Here is an 18711-nt window from a genome sequence, read left to right as displayed (position 1 = left end):
GAGCAAGGTCCATGGCGATCTTTTGTTTTAATTCCCTTGAAATGTAACAATTCTCCTCGACGAGAGGAGTCTTGGCATTAAAGGTAGCTCCACATTCTTTACATAAAAAGCGCGTTCTTTTCAGAGACAAAAAGGTTGGGACTGAACGCAATGGAAGCAATTGAACTTTTGTTTTATGTGTGCCGTTCTTAATAATTTGACCTTCATTTTTAATCCCACACTTGGAACAAGCCTTTGGGGTGTAATCAAGCCTAGCATGGATAAAGTGCGTAGTCAGATGATTGATTGTCCGCGATTCTAACCAATTTTCTGGGAATTGAAAGTTTTTGTCTGTTAAACCAAGTAATTTTTTAGTATGATAGTCCATGAGAGATATCCTCCTTGATGATTGTGTTGTGGTGATTCAATTCTATCAATTTGGCTATCTCTCTTTCTATTTATTTGCTTACAAAAATAGTGTTGGAGAAGATTCGAAAATCTTCCACCAACACTAAATATTATAGAACCAAAATACGCCATGTAAATTAGGGATTGCCCCTGACTTACATGGCGTATTTTCTTATAATAAACCTCTAATGACCTTTCTAAATAGGTGAAAGGATTTTTTATTGAAGCTCATAGGTTGTCTCATAAAATCTAATATTAGATTAGTGAGCCCTATTTTCTGTTTGGCTTTTTTCTTCCTTCAGACTACTCCAGATAATTGCCAAAATAATCAACAAAACGCCCGCGAATTGTAAGAGATTCACTTTTTCTTTTAAGACAAATGATGAAAGCAAAACTGCTGTTGGTAATTCAGAGGAGGTCAAGATTGTCCCTAAGCTAGGGCCGACTTTTGGCATGCCGATTGAGTAGAGAAATGGCGGGAATAATACGCCAAAAAATCCAAGTAATAAGCCAATAGGCAGGATGCCAATCACCGTTTCCGCGTCGAAAAGAAAGACCGGTGGATAGATCAATGAGACTGTTAATAGAGCACCCGCTGATAGTAAGGCACTTTTTTGGATAGCTGGCAGTGTGTTGCCGACGATGCCACTCAAAAAAATAAACGTGGCAAAGCTAGTCGCAGCTAATCCTCCCCAGATGACTCCTTGAAAAGAGAGCGTCGCTCCCCCATTTGAGAAGACATTGGCAGCCATTAAAGAGCCTAACACCAACACAACTAAGGAGAAGAGCTTCATTTTTGTCGGTTTCTTTTTGTAAACAAGCCACGCAATTAAAGAGCCTATCCAGACGGATTGAAAAAGCAAGATGATTGCAAGAGAGGCATTCAACGTTTGTAATGACTGATAATAGAAAGTTCCAGTTAGTCCAAAAGGAATCCCTGAAGCCAATAATTGAAAAATAGTTCGTTTTGAAATAGGTTTCTTTTTCACGAATAATAAGACAAACCAAGCAAGTACAGTCCCGAATAAATATTGCGCGCCGGTGACAGTATTCGGCGAAAAACCACTACGGTAAGCAATTTTTACGAAGGTCGATAAAATGCCATAACAGCACCCTCCTAAGAAAACCATTCCCGCATAATATAAATGTTTCATTTACTCATCCTTTCCTGTGTAACACAAAATTTCAAATCTCCTGTATTCTTAAACACGTTGTTCCCCATTTTTTCTTGTTATACGATTCGTTAATGGTCAGATTTTCGCCATTGGAGCTAATGACCTGCTGATACCAGCAGAAAGATTTTTTACGTGTCCGTTTGTAAGTCCCTTGACCGAAATTATCTCTATCGACATGGATAAAGCCATAACGTTTGTTAATCTCGCCAGTGCCATTTGATACTAAGTCAATACAGCCCCACGTTGTATAACCTAATAGATTGACACCATCCTCATCGATGGCTTTTTTCATTTCTGCTATATGAGCCTTCAAGTAATTGATTCTATAATCATCGTTAATTTGCCCATCTGCATCAATGGTATCCAGTGCACCTAAACCATTTTCAACAATAAATAAAGGTTTTCTGTAGCGATCAGACAATTCATTTAAAGTAGCTCTTAGACCTAAGGGATCAATCTGCCAGCCCCATTCGCTGGTTGCTAAATAAGGATTTTCGACTGAAGCAAACAAATTGCTTTCCGTTTGTGTTTTGGTCGTATCCGCGCTACTCACTCTGGAAGAATAGTAAGAAAAACTGATGAAATCGACTGGATGATTTTGTAAAATCTCACGATCACCCTCAGCAAAAGGAATCACGGCACCTTGTTTTTCGGCCCATTTCAATCCATAAGCCGGATAATAGCCCCACGACTGCACGTCAATAAAGAGATAACTTTCTCTGTTATCACAAATAGCCTGCCAGTAGTCAGTTGGTTTGCACGTTTCTGGATAGTAGGAACCTGCTGCCAACATACAGCCAATTTGATTTTTTGGATCAATCTCGTGAGCTAGCTTGGTTGCTAAAGCACTGGCTACTAACTGATGATGGACAGCTGTTAGCATAACTTGTTTTTCGTTTTCACCTTCTTCAAAGCAGAGCCCTGCTGAAACAAATGGAAAGTGTAAAATCATATTGATTTCATTAAAAGGTAACCAATAGTTGACTTTTTCTTTAAATCGCGTGAACAAAGTTTCCGCTAGCTTGAGATAACAATCAATCATTTGACGATCGCGCCAACCACCGAATTTTTCAACCAGATACATCGGACAATCAAAATGATTAATCGTCACAAGTGGTTCGATATCATAACGGCGACACTCATCAATCAGATTCTCATAAAAAGTAAGTCCTGCCTCGTTCGGTTCCTGTTCATCCCCATTTGGAAAAATTCGGGTCCAGGCAATTGAAAAGCGATAGGTTTTAAAGCCCATCTCAGCAAATAGCGCGATATCTTCTTTGTAGTGATGGTACATATCTACACCAGTGTGAGCAGGATAAGTAGCTTGTTCGTCGAAGGTCGTCATTTTTAGCTTACCTGTGCCAACTTGATATCGTTTTTCACCTAATGGCATCAAATCGACATTGGCGCGTCCTCGTCCACCTTTGTCATAACCCCCTTCACATTGATTAGCGGCAGTTGCTCCGCCCCATAAAAAATCTTTCGGAAATCCCATAATAACTCCTCCCTCGTTGTTACTTTATTTTATAGGGAAGAATTCAAAAAAACTGCGAAGTTTCCATTTAGGAAACTGTTTTTTTATCGCTGCATGAGCTAATTAGTAGAAAAAAACAGGGATTTTAATCGTCAAATCCCCTCAAATTCCCTAGAGCAACCGCTAGAATAGTAGCTTTCTGCTCTTTTTTAAGTATTTGTAACTTTTCTCTTTACAAACCGAACAAACATTCGTATAATATAAATACAAACACATGTTCGTATAAAAATTAAGAGGTGAATATCATGAGAGCAATGCGTCGTTTTGGATTTATATTAATGGTATTAGTGATAGGTATTTTATTGGGCAACATCGGCATACGTTCAGCAATTCTGATTCTGACACCTTTAGCTATATTATGGTTTACATTGTGGGACGAAAAAAAATATCGTCAAACAGAACGCGAAAAGTTTTATTATGAAGAACAACAGTATGATAGAGGAATGGATGAAGAACGATACGAGTTTGACTACGATTATGACTACCAGTATGAATATAGACACTAGAAAGTGATGATTCTATAGTAGAATCGTAACTGGCTATAACAACGAGTCGACTAATCTCTGGCATCAACCGATATTTATTATCCGAAAAAAATCCTTTCAGCAGCGATGATTGATGGCCAATCATTTTTGGTTGAAAGGATTTTCTTGGATGTACAATAAAAAAGTCTCCTTCACCAAATAATTTTGGCGAGGGAGACTTTTGTTTAATATTCCATTAAAGTAATGATATCATGGCCTTCTATTTTGTCACGACCATGTAAATCCATTAATTCGATTAAGAAGGCACAACCTACAACCACGCCACCTAATTTTTCGATAAGGTCGATCGTTGCTTTGATAGTTCCACCAGTTGCTAGTAAATCATCACAAATTAAAACACGTTGCCCCGGTAGAATCGCATCTTTGTGGAGCGTTAAGGTATCTGTTCCGTATTCTAAATCATAAGTAACTTCGATTGTTTCACGAGGTAATTTTCCTTTTTTACGAACAGGAGCAAAACCTACACCTAGCTCATAAGCTACTGGGCAGCCAACAATAAAGCCACGTGCTTCCGGTCCAACGACCATATCGATTTGTTTTTCTTTCGCATAATCGACAATCTGTTTCGTTGCTTCACGGTAAGCATCGCCATTTGCCATTAAAGGGGAAATATCCCGAAAGATAATTCCTTCTGAAGGATAATCAGGTATGCTTGCAATATAATCTTTTAAATTCATTTGGTACTCCTCCTACGATTGTAGCCAATTTTTAATAGTGGGAATATCGCTTAAGAGCAAATACTCCTCTGATTTAATTTGTTTCAGCCGTCCTTGATAGAGCGTGCTCTCCGTTAACGGATGATTTTCGGGTTGTTCTACTTTATTTAAAACACCGTTTTCTATTGTAACAAATCCTAACTCAAAAAACACTTGAATCATGAAAATTAATAGATTTTGAGGGATTTTTAAGAATTGGGCAACGGAATTGATCTTGTAACGCACATCGACTTGCTTGTGTTGATGAATAAATTTAAACAAACGAGCATACTGCTCCCGACTCCCCACCCCATTTAAGTAGGCCTCATCTGGTGTAGCAAATAAGAGATAAATTCTAGAAAAGTCCCACAATTGAGTAATTTCTTTTAGGATATCTTGTGTTTCAGGACAATCAACGAAGATAAGCTCTTTGGGCTGTTTGTCCATAATCACTTGTTGTATTTGTTCAATCGACTCAAAGGTGACAGCCTGTTCGGCGACTTGCTGTTGTAGTATCTTCTTATTTTTTTCCGCAAAAACTACATATAAAGACGCATCAGAGATTAGGGGATGTTGCCAGAAACGTTTAGCTCGCCAATCGAATAGCTGCAATCCTTCAATCGCAAAATCTTTAACCATTAATTGCGGTTTTTTGCGTCCATTCCATTCATTAATGGATAATTCGCCCACCACTTTGACCCCTTCGTTTTCTAACTCTTGGGCTTGCCCGCCAAAGCCAAAAGCAATCGCATCTAAACTTGCGGCATCTTTGGTTAATGAGAACTTAAGGTGCTGTTGCTCCGAACCAATTCGTTTAATCTGATTGACTGAACCTGCTTGGAATAAAAATGTAGGTAATGGATTATCTGTGCCAAAGGGAGCAAGGACGCGTAGCTGTTGGATAAATGCTACGGAAACTTCTTCGACAGATAGCACCTCATCAATTTTTAAAGGTACGCCTTTAGTTAAATCAATCGCTTGAGCGACAATATAGTCATTCATTTGTTCTTGTAAGCTTGCGATATTTTCTGCCGGCATCGTTAAGCCAACAGCTGCATGATGTCCACCAAAATGGGTAAATAAATCATTCATTGAAGATAACATTTCATACAAATTAAGTGCTTCGACACTTCGGCCAGAGCCTTTCGCTGAACCATCTTCTTTGATAGTTAAGACAATAGTTGGTTTGCCAGTCTCATTCATGATTCTGCCGGCCACAATCCCTAAAACTCCTTCATGCCAGCCTTCATGAGCAATCAGATGGACTTGATTAGCTGGTTGAACCATAGCTAACGCTTCAGCGGTGATTTTTTCTACGATTGCTTTTCGTTCATCGTTCTTCTGATTTAATAAAGCCGCTAAATTAGCTGCAACTTCTTCATCAAAGGTTGAAAATAATTCAACCGCAGGATTTGGATCATCGAGTCGGCCAATCGCATTTAAACGCGGGCCAATCGAAAAACCAATCGACGTTTCTGTCACTTCTTCAGGATTAACGCCACTTTCTTTAAATAACGCCGCTAAACCCAAACGTTCAGTCTGTTTCATAGCCGCTAAACCAAACGTAACCAACGTCCGATTTTCTCCTGTTAACGAAACTAAATCAGCAATCGTTCCGATAGCCACTAAATCCAGAAATTCTGCCGGTGCTTCCTCTAACAGAGCAGTCGCTACCTTGTAAGCAACCCCCACTCCAGCTAAATCACCAAATGGATAATTCCCCTCAGGGTGACGAGGATGGACAATCGCATAAGCTTCTGGCAACTCGGCTGGTAGCTCATGGTGATCAGTAACAATCACATCAACTCCTTGACTCTTGGCGTAGGCCAAAGCCTCATGACCTGCGACACCATTATCAACCGTGATAATCAGCTGAACCCCTGCTTCTATTTTTTCTTGGTAAACAGCTTTATTTGGACCATATCCTTGAATAAAACGATTAGGTAAGAAATAATCCACTTCGGCTCCCAACAATTCAAGGGTTTCTTTCATAATCGTGGTACTAGTGATACCATCTGCATCATAGTCCCCATACACTAGAATTTGTTCGTTGCCAATGACCGCTTGCTGAATCCGGGAAACGGCCCGTTCCATGTCGTGCATCAAATAAGGATCGTGTAGTTGATCTAACGAAGGAGCCAAAAAGCTGGTCATCTCTTCTGGTGTTTGAATAGACCGTTGCCAAAGAAGCTGGCCGATCAAAGGAGAGAATCCTCTCTTCTCAATTTCTTGGAGAAAGTCTTCATTTATTTGTTGTTCTTCTGGCAATTGCCAGTGATAATTTGATTGTTTCACGTACTCACTCCTAACCTAGTAATTATAGCAAAGCCCAGCCTGAAACAAAAGAAAATACGTGTCTAATAGTTAAAATTAACGCATCAATCATTAGGCAACTTAATTAATGAACGCTTAAGAGATTAGTCAGTCAATTGGAAAGGCGATGAAGTCATCTCCTAGGACTTCTACACCATATAATTTTTGATCGGTTTCAATGAGTAGATGGCTTTTTGCGAGTGAATGCTTACTGGCTTTTGCAAATTTGATATGCGCGCTTGAGGGTAGATAGAGTTTCGTTTCTGTATCAATTATTTCAGTTGGTAAGGTTTCTAACAGCTCCAAGAAGAGGTGCGCACCATCGATAAATTCCAGTTCTAACCTTTTTTTAGTCGGTGCTTTGTGGTTCGTTTTTTCTTGTCGAATTATCGCCTCTCTGTCAATTTTGCCCGTTAATAAGCTAAAAACTCCACGTAATTGCTGTACTAATTGGTTTATTAATCGATACTGGTCAAAAGAGCGCCCTCGTTTGACTATCCAAAAGGCCGTCGTCTTCGCCTTTTTATTTGTTTTATACCAATCTGAAAAGGCTTGACTAGACGTCTGTATATCATTCTTTTGACAGAGGCGTTCATTCATCTTATGAAGCAATAGTAAAACAGGAAAGACAAAAATAGTGTAGGGATTTTTGGTAACCGCAATCTGGATGGGAACTAAAAATAAACAAATCATAAAAATGCTGGTCATAGCTAGGCCTAGTCGATCAAAGACCGCTAACTCTTCTCGAGTGGTCGAATTATGATTCACTTCTTTCTCATTTGTCTGCAGTAAAAACAAAAAATCCGTTAGTACTTTTTCAACTTCTGACACACTTGATTGTAAATATTTCTTTCGATTTGCCAATTTTTTATTCATTAAACTGCTTCTCTCTCTTGTTTACCCCATGTATTGTTAAAAGCTACAAAAAAACAAAAACGTAGCCTCAATACGTTTGCCTGACATTTTGCTGAGCTGCTGCACACTGGTTCTGTTCGGTGAGATGATTCTGATAAAATATAAAAAAGTAGAGTGCCAAAAGACTAGGCACAGTTGATTTTTCCTGTGCCTAGTCTTGAATGAATGATAGATTTTTCTTTCCTGCTTAAGAAATGCGTTGCTTGATTTAATCAAAATAATCGAGATTTTTTTCTTCCTTGGTATACTTTTCACCGCTTAAGCTCGCGATGAGTAACTCTTGCTCTTTTATTTGCGTTTGATAAGAAGCTTCTAGTTTGGCTGTCTGATTCGTAAAATCACGTTGGATTTTTTCTTTCTCTTCCGCCACTTTTTTGTCCATTTCCTCTTTAAAAATGGCTAGCTCTTTCTCTTGTTGTTCGATTTTTTTCTTTTGTTGCCACATCGTCGCAGTTGAAGTTAAGAGCACGATTAAAGCCCCAATAATAGCTGAACAAATGAGGACCAAAATTAGTGGTGCTTTAAGTGTAGTAAAGCCAAAACTAATGGGCACAATCGTGTTGTTTAGTACAGCAAAAACCACGATTAGTAGCACTAACAAGAAGCCTACAAAGACACGCCATTGCATTTTCAAATTTGCCACCCCACTTTATTTTTTATTAAAAATTCCGCCAGCTAAATAGTCGCCAATCTGCGGGAAAAGTGTATAGAAACGAGCAGCTACTTCTAGCGCCAATGGTTGATTAATCTCTCTTTTAGGCCGCTGCATCGCTTGCACAATCGTTTTTGCTAGTTTTTGCGGTTCTAATACGATGAAACCCAATTTTGCAAGATAATCACCGCTTGGGTCTGCTTTGTCGAAAAACTCTGTTCGGATAGGACCAGGATTAACTGTAGTTACAGCGACATTAAAAGGTTTCATTTCTAAACGTAACGCATTAGAAAAGCCCAAGACGGCAAATTTAGTCGCCGAGTAAACTGTTGATTTCGCGGTCGCCATCTTGCCAGCCATAGAAGCGATATTAATAATGTGACCGTGTTTATTTTCAGCCATTTGAACAGCGACTTGTTGAGTTAAGGTCATCATGCCTAAAACGTTGACTTCAAACATATTTCGCGCTTTTTCTAAATCGAAGCTCAAAAAGTCTTCGAAAATACCAAAGCCAGCATTATTGACTAAGACATCAATTGGACCGACTTCCGCTTGAATTTTTTCCAACGCTGAAAACACACTGGTTGGGTCACTAACATCTAGCTGAAACGCGTAGGCTGCACGCCCACTCAACTCACTACAGCGCTCCTTAACCTGACCTAATAACTGAATTCGTCTGGCACAGGTCACGACAATTGCGCCTTTTTTAGCTGCTTCATAACAGATCTGCTCGCCTAAACCCGCAGAGCCTCCTGTAACTAAGACTACTTTGTTCTCTAAATTCATCACTTGAACCTCCTAATCCATAAATGGAATATCGATGATGTCAAAATCTTTGACCATCTGTGTATTTGGAAAAATTTCTTTGGCTTCATCTTCTAAGGCCTGAGCTTCTTTCCCTAGGTAACGAGCACTGATGTGGGTAAGTACTAGCTGATGAACCTGTGCTTCACGAGCCGTTTCTGCTGCTTGATGCGTGGTGGAATGAAAATAATTCTTAGCCATGCGCGCTTCTAACTTATTAAACGTACTTTCATGAACCAATACTTGGCTGCCCTTAGCTAATTTAGCTGCTGCTTCTGTTTTTCTGGTATCCCCTAAGATGGTTACCACGCGGCCTTTTTTAGCCGCTCCTTGAAATTCTTTGCCGTCCAACACGCGGCCGTCTGCTAAAGTAACAACCTCGCCCCTTTTCAATTTACCATAAATCGGTCCTGCTGGGACTTCTAATGCTTGCAATTTTTCAACCTGTAGCTCGCCATCATGGTCATGCTCTACCACACGGTAGCCAAAACTCTCAATCCCATGATCCAAACGGCAACAAATCACAGAAAATTCTGCATCAGAAAACAGTGTGCCTTCCTTTTCAATCTCAATGAATTTCAAAGGATAGCCTAATCTTGTCTGCGAGACAGCTAGGGAGGTACGGATATATTTCTCGATGCCTTTTGGCCCATATATTTCTAAAGGCGAACCGCCTCCTTGAAACGAACGACTACTCAATAAGCCTGGTAAGCCAAAAATATGATCGCCGTGGAGATGTGTAATAAAAATTTTTTCGATTTTTCTTGGTCGAATCGTCGTGCGCAAAATTTGCATTTGCGTACCTTCACCGCAATCAAATAGCCATACGGCATTGCGTTCATCCAATAATTTTAAAGCAATACTACTGACATTTCGATGCTTTGCAGGTACACCTGCACCGGTTCCTAAAAACTGTAATTCCATAAATTAAACCCGACTTTCTTTTGACTTCTCTCTAATTTTAGGTGAAAACGTTCGGTTTAGCAATTGAAATTCTGATTTATTTTTCAGGAAGCTGTATTTCAAAGCAAACACCTTTGGGCTCATAATCCTTCACTGTAATCTTTCCTTTGTGGGCGCGCACAATCCATTGCGCGATAGAAAGGCCAATCCCATAGCCACCAGTCTGTCGATTACGCGATTCATCTTCGCGATAAAAGCGTTCGAAAACGCGTTTTTTCTCTGAATCAGGGATTCCTTTACCTGTATCAGCGACAATTAATTGCCATTCTTTCGTAAGTAATTTGGCCGAGACATCAATTTGTTCGCCAACCTCAGTATATTTTAAGGCATTATCTAACAAAATAATGAGTAATTGACGAATTTTTTCTGGATCGACCAATACTCGTTTATGCCCACTCACGTTAATCGTGAAGCTCTTCCCTTCAGCTTCTGCCAATTCTTTATAGGGTGTGACGGTTTGCGTCACTAATTCATCAAAGTAGACCGCCTCTTTTTTCAGCACCAATTCATTGCTATCAGAACGAGCAAGTAACAATAAATCAGTCGTCAGTTGGCTTAACCGTTGGACTTCAGTTAAGGATAAGGCGATACTTTCTGATTCGTCTAAAATTGTGCGCTCAGGCTTGGTAAATAAGTTCTCTAATTTCGCCTGAATAATTGTTAAAGGGGTGCGTAATTCATGGGAGGCATTTTCAACAAATTGCTGCTGCTTTTTCCATGACGCAATGATCGGTTCAGTAAACTTTTTAGATAGGAAGTAACTTAATAAAACTGAAAGAGCAAAGAACACCACCATACAAATAATCAGGATATTTTTGAACTGAGCCATCGTCGAAACAATCGGATCTGTATTGACCAGTAACTGAATCGTGTAGCCATCTGTCTCATAGTTGGGACTTTTAATTGTCAGACTGCGAAACTGTAATAAACGATTGTTTTGATCAGAGAGTTGCAAGGATGCAATTTTGTTAAAATTGGTTGTTTCAGCTTTCAGGTTGGTAAAGTCATTGACACGTGAACCCAACTGACCTTCATTCATGATTTTTCCTGATTTATCCCAAATGATGATTTGTTGTTGAAAATTGTTCGGCTTCGGACCACCTAACTCCCTAGGAATGGGTTGTTTCTTATCGGTGGCCATTTGAAGATGACTAATTTGCTCATTTAAAAATTCACTATTTTCAGAAAGTCTAGTGAGATCATTATCAGTTGACTCATAGAGAGAAGACTTTGCTAGCTGAAAAACAATCAAGCCTAATAATAAGAAAATAATGCTAAACGAAAGAAAGGTGAACAAAAACGTCTTTTTCTGTTGTTTATCTAACTGACTTTCAATCATAGGCGCTCCTCAGGTACTTGAAAAATATAACCGACATTCCGGATTGTCTTAATCCAGCCATCAATCTGATAGGGTTTTAAATGTTTCCGCAAATTACTCATATAGACTTCCACGACAGATAAAGTTGTATCCGACTGAAAACCCCAAATACGGTCAAACAGCTGATCTTTCGTGATAATTCGTTTGCTGTTTTGCATAAAGTAGGCCAGCAAGTCAAACTCTTTTCCCTGTAACTGAATTTCTTGTTGATCATAGTAGACAAGATGTCCGTCTAAATCGATGACTAATTTCTCTTGAACCAGTTCGTTTCGATTATGTAAGCCCAACGAACGACGCAACAAAGCCTGACTTCTGACCAACAATTCCTCGCGATGAAACGGTTTTGTCAGATAATCATCCGCACCATTACGGAAGCCTTTCATCTTATCTTCAAAGCTATCTTTGGCTGTCAAAATCAGCACCGGGCAATAAATCATCTTCTCTCTCAAGGTTGTCAGCACCTGTTCGCCACTAACCTCTGGCAACATCAAGTCAAGGACAATCAAATCATAAATCCCGCTCTCTCCTTCGAAAATAGCTTCCGCTCCATCATATACAGCGGTTACTTCACCGATTTCAGTCAAAATATCTTTAATGCTGTCAGAAAGAACGCGATCATCTTCGACTAACAATAGTTTCATTTGTTCACCTTCCTTTTCATTCCTTGTAAAAAAGCTGTGAGTGGATTCTTTCGAATGCATCACAGCTCATCATTTTTTATTTTTCTTCGTGTCTGTCTGTCGGATGGGTATCAGCCCAAGTTTCCTGAGCAGCCTTTTGTGCCTGATCTTCAACTTCCTTGGCTCGCTGAATTTCTTCTTCAACTTCTGCGTAATCCAAACGCGTGATGCGTCCTCCTAGTTGATTCATGACTAATTGATTCAATGGACGGTTATCATCTTCTTCCACAATTAAAATAACTGCGGTATCGCCTACGCCTATCTGACTAATGACTGATTCAAAAACGGATTGCGCATCTTTAATTTCTTTAGCATCTCTAGTCGCCCCAATCATGCCACCGGCAAACCAGCCTAGTAAAACTGCCAGAGGGCTAACTAATACGCCAACTAACATGCCAATCATGCCTCCAGTTGAAGCATTGTTATTACCTGTAAAATCAATAAAATCGTCAATTTTGAACTGGTGATTCCCATCATTCGTGTGAGTTACCACAGCCATTTGATCGCCTTTTATGGCACGAGCAACGTGTAATTTTTTTATTTCAGAAAATGCTTGGTACGATTGACTTTCAATACCAAAGGTTAGAAGAAGGACTCGTTTACTCAATTCAATCACTCCTGTTCTTAATACCTCTAGTTTACAGGTTCTCGCACGTTTGGTAAAGCGTGACCACTCAACTAAAAGCGGTAGCGAGGAGCCTCCGAATGACTGGTCAGATAATTGTCAAAATGATTATTAAAAGGACTCTCTAGCAACCGTTCAATAATTGGTTTTTAGTGCACAGAATAATAAAAAAATTATCTCAGTCAGCGACTTCAAATTAGAAGCCACCGCCGCCGGGTTCACCCATTCCTTGACCGCCTCCAGGAGCACCCATTTGATTCGCGCTAACAGCATTTCCCTCTTGGTCAAGTGATGTCACGGTATCAGATAAAGTATAGGTGCCAAGCTCAGTGCCCTCAGTATAAGTTCCACCTAGAGAAAGATTGGCTGTCGCTGTTTCGCTATTTTTTCCACCCGTCGAAACGGTGACTGTGCCATCTTTTTTCATTTCCGGTGTACTAATCACAACATTGCCAAACTCTTTTGACGGCGTATAACTTAAAATTTGTTTTCCATCCACTACCACATTGAGTAAAGTATTGGCCGCTTGTGTTTGACTGAAAGAGAGCGAAAGACTTGGCTGCGTTGATGTGTCACTGGTGGCTTGCGTCATGCCTTGACTGCCAGCGGCAATCAAAATCCCACCTTCTTGCACGAATTCACCATTATAATCTAGCGCACCATTACCGCCATTAGTCGGACCGTCGACTAGCAGCGTGCCGTTTGTCAGCGTGATATTGCCATTACTATCGACGCCATCGCCATCTGCCTTGACCTGCGTTAAGCCGCCCGAAATTTTAATGGATTTCGTTTCATCCGCCTGATCCCCGCCTCCAGGACCACCGCCTGCACCGCCAAATGAATCTGCACCAAATTGACCTGCCGTTTCCGTTGTGTCACTGCCGCCGCCTGCGTTGATGCCATCATCCGTTGCCGTAATCTGATGTTCGCCACCAGTAATTGTGATGGTTGAGCCTTCCAAGCCTTCATAAGAATTTGTCACTACCACTTGGCCACCATCAATTGTCAACGCTTGATCCGCGTGAATCCCGTCATCGCCAGAGGCTAAGGTCATGCTACCATTTGCAATCGTGACCGCATTATTGGCATGAATACTATCATCCGCACTATCGATGGTGTAAGTTCCGTCATCAATCACAATCGTATTGCCAGCCTTTAACCCTTTGTAACTCGCTTCAGCATCCGGATTACTCATGGTCGCCCCATCGCCAGTTTTAATTGAGAGTTCAGCAGTGGCGATGTTCAAATTAGTTTCCGCCTGAATGCCGTCATTCCCCGCCTGAATCGCAAAGGTACCGCCATCGATGCCAATCCAGCCTTGCGCGGCATCTTCCGTATTATTAGCTTGTAAACCATCCCCAGCAGTCGTCGTCAAATCAAAACTTCCGCCCGCAATGGATAACGAATCTTTTGACTTAATCGCATTATTAATCGCTGTGACTTTAATCGTGCCGGAGACAATCACGAGATCATCTTTGCCGCGAATTCCGTTGCTGTAGTTGCCATTGACCATTAGCGAGCCTGTGCCATTAATCGTCAAATCATCCTTGCTAAAGAAAGTCGCATCCGGTTCATCTTCTCCTGTCGCAAACACATAATCCTTACCATCTTCTAGCGTGTTTTCAGTTCCATCCGCTAAGGTGGTGATGACTTTTTCCGCTTGCTCGACAAGAATTGCCGAAGAATCAGAATTTGTGATTGAGACACCATTCAAGACTAAATGAACCGTGGCTTCACAAGCATCAACCACGATTTGTCCTTCAAAAGTGCCGGATAAAATGTACGTCCCTGCCGCAGAGATGGTCACCGTGTCATCAGTTAATTTAGCGCCATCGCCTGTGATTGTCGCTTTATTTTTTGACAGCTCAATCGTGGTAGCTGAGGCCTCATCATAAGAGGCATCAAAATCTTCATTTTTGTAGCTACCATATTTCGTTTCACTCGTTTGGACGGTTGTTGACGTAGCCGTTTCTTTTGTCTGACTAGAAACCGCGCTCGCATCCGTCACTGCAGCAGACGATTGACTCGTGGTTTTACTCGTACTGCAGCCTGTCAATAAAGCTAGTGTGCTGAGCGTAAATAGCAGTGTTTTCGGTAATTTTTTCATAGAATGAACCTCCTAAAGTTCGTCTTTATTCGTTGAAACTTTGCCTGAGATAATCGGTAAGTTCCCATTTCTGACGCGGATTTCATCGATTAATTGTTTCTCCAACTGAATATCTTTCAATTTGACATGATAACGCAATTCATATAAAGAGCCCATATTCGTCGTCCGCACAGAGTCTGTTACGACTTGATAGGCATATTTTTCAAATAGATCATCAAATAGTCCTGGATAATCTAAATCTTCAGGAATCGTCACCTTCAATTCTCGTTCAGCTACCTTATTATTTTCACCAAACTTCAACACATTTAATAACAATAAGAAAGCACCTGTGACAGCTGAAAATAATACAACATAGCCAATATAGCCCATGCCTGTTGCAAGGCCGATGCCCATCGACCAAAAAATACTAGTAATTTCTCTGGAACTACCGGCAACGGAACGAAAACGAATCAAGCTAAACGCGCCCAAAACCGCGACACCCGTGCCCAAATTGCCATTAACTAACATAATAACCAGCTGAACTAAGACTGGTAAAACCGCTAAAGTAATCACGAAATTTTTGGTATAGACATTCCGAAACATATGGACATACGCCACAACCATGCCCAAAATTAACGACACTAGCGCGCAAAGTAGCACATCCGTCATGCCCGCTGTAATTGTACTGGTTGACTCATCGACTAATAAACTAGATAACATGTGAAAATTCCTCCTCGAATAAATACCGTTGATAAACTTGTGCATATTTTGAAAATGAACATTTATAAATTGATAATTCAGAAAGCAGTTCGCTGAACCATAATGGATAAGCCCCCAGTGCTTTAACCTCCATCAGAACATCAATCTCGGGTGCCACCCGTTCGCCAAAATCACCATCTGATAAGTTAAAATGATCCGTCCGATAGCGAATATTAAAGTCAAACGTAATCCGAAAGTCAGACAGGTCCTCATCGCGCGCCGCCAACGCTCGTCTGTCATAAGCAATCACAACTTTCGGCGAAAGATGTTTTTTCGCGTAAAGCCAATCAATCTCCTGTTTAATTTGGCGGTCCCGAAAAGTTTTTGGTGATAAACAGTTAGGATTTTGTAAATAGCCCATCGCTTGCCCATATTCTAAAGCCAGTCGCCTTTTATAGACGATCCCTTTAACCTTTTTCTTCAGCTCCAGAAAAACAGTCTGATCAGCTGTCGGTACGCCATAACTCCGCAAACGGAATTTCTCTTTGTAGACCGGCTTTAGAATGGATTGCCGTATCAGTGCGTAATCCGCCATATCAAAATAAATCGAGACAATCGTATGTAGCCCGTATTCATCCTCAGTCATATAAGGTTCCAAATAGCTACGTAATAACGTATAAGTGTCCATGGATAATGTATATTTATTTTCTTTACGTTGAAAAACATTTTTAAGTTTCATTTGTGTATCCTCCTCAGTCATTCATTATCTGTTATTCATAATAAACGGCGTACCATAAATGAACCTTAAAGTTTGAGTGTTTTTTTAGTTTTGTGTTAAAAATTGAATCAGATAATAGACTAGTCGACTTCAATAAGTGGTTGACCTGATAACTTTAAATTTGTTATTTAAAACAGGACACTATCTATAAAAAAGTGTCAAAATGACTACTTTTTAAATGTTTGTGGCTAGTTGCGCATCATTTGGAGAAAATATCGAGAGTAAAAGCTAGTTTGGAAGACAAAACTCATTAGGTAAAGGGTTTTAATTTTTTCAACTTAGCTAAATTACGGAAAAACACCGCAACTAGCCACAACTTTGAAAAATCACGAAAAACCGTAAATTTCAGCAAAACGTGAATTCAACTCAGATAACTTTTCATAAATATTGTCCGTAGATTCCTGAGTTTGCAACGTTTATAGATCTTGTACTCTTCACCCCTATCATTTAATAGCTAATAAACTAACCACTTTTTAAATACTTGTGGCTAGTTGCGCATCATTTGGGGGGAATATCGAGGTGAAAAAACTAATTTAAGACAAAAAATCCACTGAACAATGGATTTTTACTATTTACAGCTCTTTTGAAAAACGTGAAAACGCCGCAAATAGCCACAATTTTGAAAAAAGCAGAAACAATCCAGCTAATAACTCTATCTAAAATGAAAAGAATAATTAATTAGTTATTGCCACTTCCGCTTTCCAAGTTTCGTAGTAGCGGAATGGTATGCGTAGGCAAATAAAAGAAAATGATACATTTTCCTATCGTTTCACCAGCATGCGAAAAAAAAAAAGACATCCACCAAATTGGCAGATGCCCAAAATTATTGATAGAACAACGATTAATGTATACTAGTTTGGCAATAGGTAAAGACCAACTATTCTTGGATTTAAAAGAGTGTAACACCCTCCTGTTCCTCCAGTATCTTCCTCACAACAACACCCGTCATGTTTTCCATATCTTCAGAACTAGGCATATGCGCGGAGTGTTCAACGATTACTAATTCTTTTTCAGGAGCTTGTAACCCATCCATAAAAGAACGAATCTGACATAACGGAACCACCTTATCATATCTTCCATTTAGAAAAGTGACTGGAATCTTGAGTTCCTTAATCTCGTCCTTAAAATTCAATTTCTTTAGCTCAGCTATTAAATTCGACTCAATTATATTTAATTTACCTGCTTTAAGCACAGAATTGTAGATAGATGATAAAGAATAGTCTGGAGAAAACAACATCGGCTTCAAGAAGGCTATCTCTTTCACCAACACTTCATTTTTACCTAGGACTCGATTAGAAATTTCAGAAAATTTAGCCTCTTCCTCTTTTGAGAACGGTGGGGATCCCATACCTCTTAGAATTTCTCGGTCTTCTTTTGAAACCTCCAATGGTTCCATGTCTTTATCTAGTAAATTTCCCATTAACCAATCATAAACAATTTGAGTAGCTTCCGGTAAATTAGTTAGTTGGGCATAAGAAAAGTAACTATGATAAAGTTCAGGTTTTTTTGCGACAGCTAATAATCCCAGCACAGTCCCCCAAGAAATCCCTAAAATGTAGATTTTCTCTTGACCAAACTCTTTTCTTAAATAATTGGTTAACGCGACCGTGTCTGCCACCATCTGCTCGATAGTAAGATCTTCCTTTCTCGCACCTTTAAAGGATTTTCCTGCGCCACATTGATCCCAATACACTGCAGTCACAGCTTTTGTTATTTTCGGATATATCGCCCTTGAACTGGCTCCAAATGGAACCGGCATTCCTGGCCCGCCGTGTAAGAATAGCAAAATTGGCGAATCCTTTTTTCTACCTTCAATGACAATGTGTTGTTTTGAACCATTTATTGTGATTTCCCGATGTTCACTAATTCCGCCCTCTTTGATAAGTTGCTCACTTTTTGTTCTTAACACACCTTTTTTTATTTCCCGATAACCCAGTAGTAAGATTAGTAAAAAAACTATTCCAATACCAATTATACGTATCGATTTTAAGATCATTACCGCCACAATTTCCTCCTGAAATTTTTTGTGTGAGCGTAAAGCTTCACCTTACCATTAGTATATGTACTTTTTCATAAAAATAGAAGTTCACTTTGCCTTCCTTTTGTCACTTACATTCACGTAAATCACAACTCCGAAAACGATTACAAATTGTAGGATCGTACAAACTCTTTCTGCTTCAGGATAAATTAGCGTCGTTGCAATGATTAGACAAGATAAAAGTAGCATGATTCCAACCACTTTTCCTAAAAATTTCCCATTTAGTTTTTCTTGCTCTTCTTTGCTCATGGTATTATACCCAGCAACTAGAAAAAGCCATTTTCCTCTAAATAACTGCACGCCACTTATCAATAACGGAATTCCTACCAATATGCGAACCAGACTATCACTATCCATTTGTTTCCCCTCCTTATTTGCATAAATTATTGCTTAATACAATCATACTATACCCTGGATGAAATATGGAATGGCAACAGTTTTTTT

Annotated in this window: 18 protein-coding genes; 1 reads left to right on the top strand and 17 read right to left on the bottom strand. The window is 39.8% G+C overall.

All coding sequences use genetic code 11. The features are described from left to right. From BAU15_RS15760 to BAU15_RS09180, 3 genes are all read right to left on the bottom strand, one after another. Window positions 1–367: transposase family protein (locus BAU15_RS15760; protein WP_161842455.1), on the bottom strand; the 367-nt coding region annotated here is incomplete at its 3' end. Between the two features lie 280 nt (window positions 368–647). Next, window positions 648–1541: an EamA family transporter gene (locus tag BAU15_RS09185; protein WP_161842454.1), complete on the bottom strand. Its 894-nt coding sequence runs from the start codon at window positions 1539–1541 to the stop codon at window positions 648–650. Window positions 1542–1572: 31 nt separating this feature from the next. After that, complete coding sequence (locus BAU15_RS09180; protein WP_161842453.1) at window positions 1573–3057, bottom strand: 6-phospho-beta-glucosidase; 1485 nt, start codon at window positions 3055–3057, stop codon at window positions 1573–1575. Between the two features lie 284 nt (window positions 3058–3341). On the opposite strand from BAU15_RS09180, the gene BAU15_RS09175 reads away from it, so the two are divergent. After that, the gene (locus BAU15_RS09175; RefSeq protein ID WP_161842452.1) at window positions 3342–3602 is read left to right on the top strand and encodes a hypothetical protein; all 261 of its coding nucleotides are present in this window, start codon (window positions 3342–3344) and stop codon (window positions 3600–3602) included. Window positions 3603–3805: 203 nt separating this feature from the next. Here the strand turns inward: BAU15_RS09175 and BAU15_RS09170 are convergent, their stop codons facing one another. From BAU15_RS09170 to BAU15_RS09105, 14 genes are all read right to left on the bottom strand, one after another. Beyond that, window positions 3806–4318, bottom strand: a complete 513-nt coding sequence (locus tag BAU15_RS09170) for an adenine phosphoribosyltransferase (RefSeq protein WP_161842451.1) — start codon at window positions 4316–4318, stop codon at window positions 3806–3808. 12 nt (window positions 4319–4330) lie between these two features. Beyond that, window positions 4331–6631 (bottom strand): single-stranded-DNA-specific exonuclease RecJ, encoded by a 2301-nt coding sequence (gene recJ / locus BAU15_RS09165; RefSeq protein WP_161842450.1) that lies wholly within the window; start codon window positions 6629–6631, stop codon window positions 4331–4333. Window positions 6632–6757: 126 nt separating this feature from the next. Continuing rightward, window positions 6758–7525 (bottom strand): hypothetical protein, encoded by a 768-nt coding sequence (locus BAU15_RS09160; protein WP_161842449.1) that lies wholly within the window; start codon window positions 7523–7525, stop codon window positions 6758–6760. Window positions 7526–7772: 247 nt separating this feature from the next. Beyond that, window positions 7773–8198 carry a LapA family protein gene (locus BAU15_RS09155; RefSeq protein ID WP_161842457.1) on the bottom strand — a complete coding sequence of 142 codons (426 nt, stop codon included), beginning with the start codon at window positions 8196–8198 and terminating at the stop codon, window positions 7773–7775. 15 nt (window positions 8199–8213) lie between these two features. Next, window positions 8214–9002 (bottom strand): SDR family NAD(P)-dependent oxidoreductase, encoded by a 789-nt coding sequence (locus BAU15_RS09150; protein WP_161842448.1) that lies wholly within the window; start codon window positions 9000–9002, stop codon window positions 8214–8216. Between the two features lie 12 nt (window positions 9003–9014). Continuing rightward, the gene (gene rnz, locus BAU15_RS09145) at window positions 9015–9944 is read right to left on the bottom strand and encodes a ribonuclease Z (protein ID WP_161842447.1); all 930 of its coding nucleotides are present in this window, start codon (window positions 9942–9944) and stop codon (window positions 9015–9017) included. Between the two features lie 76 nt (window positions 9945–10020). After that, a complete protein-coding gene (locus BAU15_RS09140; RefSeq protein WP_202622726.1) occupies window positions 10021–11322 on the bottom strand; it encodes a sensor histidine kinase in 1302 nt (433 codons plus the stop codon). Beyond that, the gene (locus BAU15_RS09135; protein ID WP_161842446.1) at window positions 11319–12002 is read right to left on the bottom strand and encodes a response regulator transcription factor; all 684 of its coding nucleotides are present in this window, start codon (window positions 12000–12002) and stop codon (window positions 11319–11321) included. Before BAU15_RS09135 ends, BAU15_RS09140 begins: the two co-directional genes overlap by 4 nt. Before the next feature lie 76 nt (window positions 12003–12078). Continuing rightward, window positions 12079–12648 (bottom strand): DUF1269 domain-containing protein, encoded by a 570-nt coding sequence (locus BAU15_RS09130; protein ID WP_161842445.1) that lies wholly within the window; start codon window positions 12646–12648, stop codon window positions 12079–12081. 214 nt (window positions 12649–12862) lie between these two features. Beyond that, window positions 12863–14773 carry a carbohydrate-binding domain-containing protein gene (locus BAU15_RS09125; protein WP_161842444.1) on the bottom strand — a complete coding sequence of 637 codons (1911 nt, stop codon included), beginning with the start codon at window positions 14771–14773 and terminating at the stop codon, window positions 12863–12865. A gap of 12 nt (window positions 14774–14785) precedes the next feature. Then, a complete protein-coding gene (locus BAU15_RS09120; RefSeq protein WP_161842443.1) occupies window positions 14786–15472 on the bottom strand; it encodes a DUF4956 domain-containing protein in 687 nt (228 codons plus the stop codon). Next, the gene (locus tag BAU15_RS09115) at window positions 15462–16190 is read right to left on the bottom strand and encodes a polyphosphate polymerase domain-containing protein (protein ID WP_161842442.1); all 729 of its coding nucleotides are present in this window, start codon (window positions 16188–16190) and stop codon (window positions 15462–15464) included. The genes BAU15_RS09120 and BAU15_RS09115 overlap by 11 nt, the downstream gene beginning before the upstream one ends. Window positions 16191–17118: 928 nt before the next feature. Beyond that, window positions 17119–18225, bottom strand: coding sequence for an alpha/beta fold hydrolase (locus tag BAU15_RS09110; RefSeq protein WP_237580172.1), 1107 nt, complete (start codon window positions 18223–18225; stop codon window positions 17119–17121). 90 nt (window positions 18226–18315) lie between these two features. Continuing rightward, window positions 18316–18624 carry a DUF3784 domain-containing protein gene (locus BAU15_RS09105; RefSeq protein ID WP_161842440.1) on the bottom strand — a complete coding sequence of 103 codons (309 nt, stop codon included), beginning with the start codon at window positions 18622–18624 and terminating at the stop codon, window positions 18316–18318. Window positions 18625–18711 lie beyond the last annotated feature (87 nt).

This window comes from Candidatus Enterococcus huntleyi, assembly GCF_009933175.1.
GTDB classification, from domain to species: Bacteria; Bacillota; Bacilli; order Lactobacillales; family Enterococcaceae; genus Enterococcus_K; species Enterococcus_K huntleyi.
Note: the sequence above shows the minus strand (reverse complement) of the source record. Positions and strands in the feature narration are given on the sequence as shown.

What these genes read in the sequence shown, in the direction of transcription:
- BAU15_RS09185 (WP_161842454.1), bottom strand. Translation starts at nt 1,541, where the DNA reads ATGAAACATTTATATTATGCGGGAATGGTTTTCTTAGGAGGGTGCTGT.
- BAU15_RS09180 (WP_161842453.1), bottom strand. Translation starts at nt 3,057, where the DNA reads ATGGGATTTCCGAAAGATTTTTTATGGGGCGGAGCAACTGCCGCTAAT.
- BAU15_RS09175 (WP_161842452.1), top strand. Translation starts at nt 3,342, where the DNA reads ATGAGAGCAATGCGTCGTTTTGGATTTATATTAATGGTATTAGTGATA.
- BAU15_RS09170 (WP_161842451.1), bottom strand. Translation starts at nt 4,318, where the DNA reads ATGAATTTAAAAGATTATATTGCAAGCATACCTGATTATCCTTCAGAA.
- BAU15_RS09160 (WP_161842449.1), bottom strand. Translation starts at nt 7,525, where the DNA reads ATGAATAAAAAATTGGCAAATCGAAAGAAATATTTACAATCAAGTGTG.
- BAU15_RS09150 (WP_161842448.1), bottom strand. Translation starts at nt 9,002, where the DNA reads ATGAATTTAGAGAACAAAGTAGTCTTAGTTACAGGAGGCTCTGCGGGT.
- rnz (WP_161842447.1), bottom strand. Translation starts at nt 9,944, where the DNA reads ATGGAATTACAGTTTTTAGGAACCGGTGCAGGTGTACCTGCAAAGCAT.
- BAU15_RS09140 (WP_202622726.1), bottom strand. Translation starts at nt 11,322, where the DNA reads ATGATTGAAAGTCAGTTAGATAAACAACAGAAAAAGACGTTTTTGTTC.
- BAU15_RS09135 (WP_161842446.1), bottom strand. Translation starts at nt 12,002, where the DNA reads ATGAAACTATTGTTAGTCGAAGATGATCGCGTTCTTTCTGACAGCATT.
- BAU15_RS09125 (WP_161842444.1), bottom strand. Translation starts at nt 14,773, where the DNA reads ATGAAAAAATTACCGAAAACACTGCTATTTACGCTCAGCACACTAGCT.
- BAU15_RS09120 (WP_161842443.1), bottom strand. Translation starts at nt 15,472, where the DNA reads ATGTTATCTAGTTTATTAGTCGATGAGTCAACCAGTACAATTACAGCG.
- BAU15_RS09115 (WP_161842442.1), bottom strand. Translation starts at nt 16,190, where the DNA reads ATGAAACTTAAAAATGTTTTTCAACGTAAAGAAAATAAATATACATTA.
- BAU15_RS09110 (WP_237580172.1), bottom strand. Translation starts at nt 18,225, where the DNA reads ATGATCTTAAAATCGATACGTATAATTGGTATTGGAATAGTTTTTTTA.
- BAU15_RS09105 (WP_161842440.1), bottom strand. Translation starts at nt 18,624, where the DNA reads ATGGATAGTGATAGTCTGGTTCGCATATTGGTAGGAATTCCGTTATTG.